This window comes from Mesorhizobium sp. M2C.T.Ca.TU.002.02.1.1 (assembly GCF_003997225.1).
This window is the reverse complement of record NZ_RZTO01000330.1, coordinates 1-6166: the sequence shown is the minus strand read 5'-3', so window position 1 is coordinate 6166 and position 6166 is coordinate 1. Positions and strand designations below refer to the sequence as shown.

At 63.4% G+C, this 6166-nt stretch carries 6 protein-coding genes; 2 read left to right on the top strand and 4 right to left on the bottom strand.

Annotated features, from left to right (window positions below; all coding sequences use genetic code 11):
* Window positions 1-299: 299 nt before the first annotated feature.
* Both EOD07_RS18215 and EOD07_RS18210 read right to left on the bottom strand, forming a co-directional pair.
* A complete protein-coding gene (locus EOD07_RS18215; RefSeq protein ID WP_127236463.1) occupies window positions 300-1328 on the bottom strand; it encodes a LacI family DNA-binding transcriptional regulator in 1029 nt (342 codons plus the stop codon).
* A 263-nt stretch (window positions 1329-1591) separates the two neighbouring features.
* Window positions 1592-2818, bottom strand: coding sequence for an MFS transporter (locus EOD07_RS18210; RefSeq protein WP_127236462.1), 1227 nt, complete (start codon window positions 2816-2818; stop codon window positions 1592-1594).
* Between the two features lie 154 nt (window positions 2819-2972).
* Between EOD07_RS18210 and EOD07_RS18205 the strand changes: the two genes are divergently transcribed.
* Window positions 2973-3260 (top strand): DUF3175 domain-containing protein, encoded by a 288-nt coding sequence (locus tag EOD07_RS18205; RefSeq protein WP_073985318.1) that lies wholly within the window; start codon window positions 2973-2975, stop codon window positions 3258-3260.
* Window positions 3261-3409: 149 nt separating this feature from the next.
* Here the strand turns inward: EOD07_RS18205 and EOD07_RS18200 are convergent, their stop codons facing one another.
* On the bottom strand, window positions 3410-4186 hold the full coding sequence (locus EOD07_RS18200; RefSeq protein ID WP_127236461.1) for a FadR/GntR family transcriptional regulator: 777 nt from the start codon (window positions 4184-4186) through the stop codon (window positions 3410-3412).
* A gap of 101 nt (window positions 4187-4287) precedes the next feature.
* The gene (locus EOD07_RS18195; RefSeq protein ID WP_127236460.1) at window positions 4288-5184 is read right to left on the bottom strand and encodes an NAD(P)-dependent oxidoreductase; all 897 of its coding nucleotides are present in this window, start codon (window positions 5182-5184) and stop codon (window positions 4288-4290) included.
* On the opposite strand from EOD07_RS18195, the gene EOD07_RS18190 reads away from it, so the two are divergent.
* Window positions 5168-6166, top strand: a 999-nt coding sequence (locus EOD07_RS18190) for an NAD(P)-dependent oxidoreductase (protein ID WP_281059067.1), incomplete at its 3' end; no start/stop codon positions are given. The two genes, EOD07_RS18195 and EOD07_RS18190, sit on opposite strands and share 17 nt — an antisense overlap.

Below are 6166 nucleotides of genomic sequence, written 5' to 3'. Positions count from 1 at the left end.
ATACATAATAAACAAGCATGAGCTGTTACTTATGTATAATAAACAGATCTGATCCTTGCCGGATGTTGATTTTACAGACAAATGGTAGCGCTACCATCCGAGGCTGTAAAGCGCCGCCTTCGTCATTTTTCCGTGTTCTTCAGAGCGCTTCAAGGAACACCGCGCAGCGGTTGGCCCGGCGTTTCCGCCGCAGCCCCAAAGCGCGTCGCGATCTTTCAGATTCGCTCCATGCGCTTTAGGTTTTGATCTTTACGCATGTCTTTGTCTCGAAACCGGTTTCCACTTTCGGGAGACATGCTTTAACGCGCGGTGCTCTCGCGCCGAATGAGCTCGAAACCGAGGTCGACGATCCGCTGTTCCGGCCGGTTCCCGGCGATCGCCGCCAGCGCCATGGCGACGGCGCGCGTGCCGATTTCATAGCGATGCGTACGCACGCTGGTGATCGAAGGAAACGACACCTGCATCATGTCGAGATCATTGAAGCCGACAATGCCGATCTGCTTCGGCACGTCGAGCGATGCCCGATGGCATTCGAACAGGACGCCGAGCGCGATATCGTCGTTGTTGCAGAACACGCCGTCGAGCGTCGGCATCTTGGCCAGCGCGTCGCGGAACAGCTCGCGTCCGAGGCTCACGCTTGACGGCACCGGCGTCGTGGTGATCAGGCGCGGATCGAACAAGCCGGCGGCTTCCATGGCAGCGCGATAGCCGGCAAGGCGCCGCTGCGAGCGCGGATCCATCCTGGCGCCGATGAAGCCGACCTTGCGGTATCCGGCTTCAAGGAGGTGCTCGGCGGCCGTCCTGCCGCCATCGAGATGCGAGAAGCCGACCATCATGTCGACCGGGTCCGGCCCGGTTTCCATCACCTGCACCACCGGACAGCCGGCGTTCTCCAGCAGCCGCCGTGCGCTGGGCGTCTGGTCGATGCCGGCCACGATCAGCGCCGCCGGGCGTTGCGATCCGAAGACCTGCAACAGCCGCTCTTCCTCGAGGCCCGAATAATGGGTGTTGCCGATCTGGATGCGGAACGGACTGTCGGAAAGACTGTCATAGATGCCGCGCACCACCTCGGCGAAGACGTTGTTGGTGAGCGAGGGCACCAGCACGCCGAACACCTCGGCGCGCGCCGAGGCAAGCGCGCGGGCGTTCGGGTCGGGCACGTAGCCAAGCTCGTCCACCGCGGCCTGGATCTGCCGTCGAAGATCCTCCGAGACCCGCCCGGGCTCGCGCAGCGCGCGCGACACGGTGATGGCGCCGACACCGGCCTTGCGCGCCACATCGGCGATGGTCGGACGGCCGCCGCCGCGACGGGAGCGCGGCTTGCTCAAGGGCGTGCCTCGCGCGGCAAGCCCCGCCCGCTGCGCGCCTGCAATGCCATTGACCCTGGTGTCGCCATCCCGCAGGCCTGTACCGCGTTCATCAAAGCATGTCTCCCGAACCGATTTCGGGACAAAGACATGCGCAGAATCAAGAGCCTAAAGCGCAGAGAGCGAATCTGAAAGATCGCAACGCGCTTTAGCCTTGGCGTCGCGCAGCCGCGATTTGTTGTCAAGCCGAAGCGTCTTCCTGGAAAAGCGCCAGCGCGAGCTCGTCAGGCCACGGCGACGCCGCCGCGCCTTGCCTTCCAGAACACCAGAACCATCACCAGGATGTTGAGCAGGTTCCAGGCAATTCCGTTCAGGAAGGCGGCCGAATAGGAACCAGTGAGGTCGTATATCCAACCCGACATCCAGCCACCGATAGCCATGCCGAAAATGGTCGCCATGATGACGATGCCCACGCGTTGGCCGGCCTCTTTGGCGGGCATGTATTCCCGCACGATGATCGCATAGCAAGGCACGATGCCGCCTTGCGATAGGCCAAACACCAGCGAGACGGCGTAGAGCGAGGCGAGCCCGTCGAAGGGAATATAAAAGAACAGCGACAGGCATTGCAGCACCGAACCGATCAGCAAGGTCTTCACCCCGCCGATCCGATCGGCGACGAAGCCGGAAGCGAGGCGGCTGACGACGCCGGCGGCCATCATGATCGAAAGCATGTCGGCGCCATGCGCGACGCCATAGCCGAGGTCCATGCAATAGGCGACGATATGCACCTGCGGCATCGACATCGCCACGCAGCAGCCCAGACCGGCTATCACCAGCAGCATCTGAAGTGCCGCCGGCGACAATGCAATCGGCTGGACCGGGCGGGTGCCTGGCGAGCCTGCCACGACCACTGGAGCACGACGGCGCAGCATCAGGACCAGCGGCACCATCGTCACAAGGCACGCGATGCCGATCGCCAGATAGGTGAAGCGCCAGCCCTCCGCCCTCATCAGCGGCGGTATGATCGCCGGCCACACCGTTCCGGCGAGATAGCTGCCGGACGCAGCCGCAGCCACCGCAACGCCGCGCCGCCGATTGAACCAGTGCGAGATGTCGGCGATCAGCGGTCCGAAAATCGCCGATGTCCCCAACCCGATCAGCAGGCCTTGAGCGAGCGTGAATTGCAGGATCGAACCGGAGAGCGACGCCAGCAGGAAGCCGGCAGCCAGCGCCGTCGAGGAAACAAGCGCCGGAATCCAGTAGCCGACACGATCGATGGCGCGCCCGACCAGCACATTGCCAGCTGCGAAGCCAACCATGGTCGCGGTGTAAGGCATCGAGGCCGCGGCACGATCGACGCCGAACTCTGCCTGGACCGCCGGCAGAACGACGACCACCGCCCACATGCCGACGCCCCCTATGGTCGCCAACAATACGGAAATGGCCAACCTCGTCCAGGCATAGCTACTGTCTATGCCTGGGAGCGCTGCATTGCTGGAGATCGTCGTCAAGGCGTTCCTGTCCGCTGTTCTCGAAGTCGGCGGTTCGGCCTCCACTATCGGCGCATTTGCCGAGCCGAGCAGCGCCAGGACGCACAATTCGGTGACTCCAGAGCCTGGAACCCGTCTCTCCTCCTGGAGTTTTGCCTTGAGGAAGGAGTTTGCCATGACCGCCAAAAAGAAATGGTCGGCCGACGTGACCGAGCACAGCGATGCGCTGGATCTCGAGGAGCACGTCTTCGAATCCGACGACGCCAAGAAGATCGCCGCCTCGCTCAAGCGCTCGGCCGAGCACAGCGACCGCCGCAAGGCCGAGCCGTTCCAGTCCGCTATGTCGATGTTGAATTTCTACATCAACCGCGCCGGCAGGAACCTGCCCGAAGAGCGCAAGAGGGTGCTGGAGAAGGCGAAGGACGAGCTGCGCGTCGCCTTCGGCCGCGAGAAGCAGGATTAGGTTCTGCGACTGGAGGTCCGTTGAGATTCAGGTCAGGTCGAACTGAGAGGCTTCCGAGAACCGGAGCGGAGCGTACTTGAAGTACGCGAGCGCCGGAAGCGCAGGAAGCCGTCACTCGCAAGCCGGCCTCACCTGAATATCGATGGACCTTAACGCGACTGGATCACGTCGTCCGTATTGGCGAGCAGCTTGCGGACAGCGCTGCGCGCCGCATCCGGCCTTTGCAGGCGGATATTCCTCTCGATCGCCTCATGCAGCTTCTGGGCATGCTGCAGATTGTCGAGCTCGCGGGTCGTGTAGGTGAAGAGATGGTCGAAGGCGGATTCGATCAGCACGCCGAGCGGCACCAGCAAGTCGTTGCCCGAGGCCCTGAGGATGGCAAGATGGAAGCGCGTGTCGGCGCGGGTGCGCTCCTGCAGGTTGGTCGCTTCCCCCATCTCGCGGCAGGCCTGGCTGATTTCGGCCATCTGCTCGTCTGTGCGCCGCATCGCCGCGAAGGCCGTCGCCTCCGGCTCGATGATGTGGCGGAACTCCTGCACAGTCCTGAGGAAAACCTCGCGGTCCGGCGACGTCGCGTACCAGGACAGCACGTCGCGGTCGAGCAGGTTCCAGCGTTCCTTCGGTTCGACCCAGCTGCCGATCTTCGGCCGCGACGACAGAAGGCTCTTGGCCATCAGCATCTTGATCGCCTCGCGCACCGCGGAGCGGCTGACGTCGAAGGTCTCCGACCATTTTGCTTCATTGGGCAGGATGGTGCCCGGCGGATAGTCGCCGCGCACGATGCGAAGCCCGATTTCGCTGGCCAGGGACGTGTGCACGCTGGCGCCCGGGATGCGTGGCGCGTCGGCCCGGCGGAAGCCGGCCGGACGCTCCGCAGCCGTCGTCTTCGTCGGCTTCTTTTCGTTGTTCGGCTTCGCGTCCCGCATAGGTCCAGAAAATCCCGTTTTCAGAGCCTGTCAAGCACGGCAGGCCCGCTTTGCCGCAACCTGCGCAGATGTGCACAGCTCAACCGGCATTTGGCGTCGCCTCAGGCCGATTTGACGTATTTGCGCCAGCTATGCTCAGGTCGGAAGCCGAGCATGTCGCGCGCCTTGCGGTTCGAAAGCAGCGTCTCATATTCGCCAAGCTCGGCCTTGACCGGCACGTCCGGATAAAAGCGCTTCAACAGCTCCGCCGTCGGCAGGTCGGACGAGGTATCGTCATTGGCCGCGTTGAACACCTGATAGCCCAGGCCATCCTTCTCGATGGCCCGCAAGGTGATCTGGCCGAGATCGCGCGCGTCGACGTAGCTCCACGCGATTCGCTTGCGGAAGCCGGGATCGGCGAACCATTTCGGGAACAGCGAATATTCGTGCGGCTCGATGACGTTGCCGATACGCAGCGCGTAGATGTCGGCGCCGCTGCGCAGCGCGAAGGCCCGCGCCGTCTTCTCGTTGACGATCTTCGACAGGGCGTAAGAGTCCATCGGGTCGACATCATAATCCTCGTCGAGCGGAAAATGCATCGGATTGCGCGGCTCGTTGGCGAAGACAAGGCCGTAGGTGGTCTCGCTGGAAGCGATGATCACCTTGCGTATGCCGAGCTTCACCGCCGCCTCGACGACGTTGTAGGTGCCCATCGCGTTGATGCGGAACACCTCGTTGTCCGGCGTGATCATGATGCGCGGGATCGCCGCGAAATGCACCACGGCGTCGACCGGCTGCGCCCGCAGCGACGGGTCGAACTCGTGCAGACCCATATAGCTCGACAGCGCATTGAACACCTGCCCGCTGTCGGTGATGTCGGTGATCAGCGTGCGCACCTTCGGATTGTCGAGCGGCTTGGTGTCGATGTTGAGCACCTGACAGCCATGTTCGACCAGATACTGAACGACATGCCGGCCGGCCTTGCCGCTGCCGCCGGTGAACATGATCCGCTTCGTCATTTTACCCTCCACAAGGCTCGGGAATTATGTGTATTGTCAGACAATATGGCATTCCGCAATCGCCCGCCACCCGCGATCCGCGGAAACCTTCTCGACAATCGCCCGCCGCGCGGGCGCCCATCACCATGAAAGACAGGGAAGAGACGACATGAGCACCACCGCTGCCCGCGAAAACATCGGTTTCATCGGCCTGGGCCTGATGGGGCACGGCATCGCCAAGAACATCATCGACAAGGGCTATCCACTCACCTTCCTCGGCCGCAAGAACCGCAAGCCCGCGGAAGACCTTCTGGGCCGCGGCGCCAGGGAAGCGGCCACCCCTAAGGAGGTGGCTGCGGCTTCCGACATCGTCTTCATCTGCGTCACCGGCTCGCGCGAGGTGGAGGCGATCATCCGCGGCCCCGGCGGACTGAAGGAGGGCCTCAAGCAAGGTTCGGTCGTCGTCGATTGCTCGACCTCCGATCCGGTCTCGACCGTGGCGCTGGCCGCCGAGCTCAAGGCGCTCGGCGTCGACTATGTCGATGCCCCGCTCAGCCGCACGCCCAAGGAGGCCTGGGAAGGCACGCTCGACGCCATGGTCGGCGCGCCGGACCCTGTGTTCGCCAGGCTGAAGCCGGTGATCGAGACCTGGGCCGGCCGCATCGTCCATATCGGCGACACCGGCGACGGCCATCGCATGAAGCTGCTCAACAACTTCGTCTCGCTGGGCTATGCGGCGATCTATTCGGAGGCTCTGGCGCTGGCGCAGAAGGTCGGCATCTCGCCGCAGCGCTTCGACAGCGTCATCCGCAACGGCCGCATGGATTGCGGCTTCTACCAGACCTTCATGCGCTGGACGCTGGAGGGCGACCGCGACGCGCACAAGTTCAGCATCGCCAATGCCTTCAAGGACCTTACCTATCTGGAATCGATGGCGGGCGCCGCCGGCATCGCCAACCCGCTCGGCAACGCGACCAAGAATTCCTTCGCCACGGCCTTCGCC

Bases quoted from the DNA above. Each gene is read 5' to 3' on its own strand.
- EOD07_RS18205 (WP_073985318.1), top strand. From the start codon at position 2,973: ATGACCGCCAAAAAGAAATGGTCGGCCGACGTGACCGAGCACAGCGAT.
- EOD07_RS18200 (WP_127236461.1), bottom strand. From the start codon at position 4,186: ATGCGGGACGCGAAGCCGAACAACGAAAAGAAGCCGACGAAGACGACG.
- EOD07_RS18195 (WP_127236460.1), bottom strand. From the start codon at position 5,184: ATGACGAAGCGGATCATGTTCACCGGCGGCAGCGGCAAGGCCGGCCGG.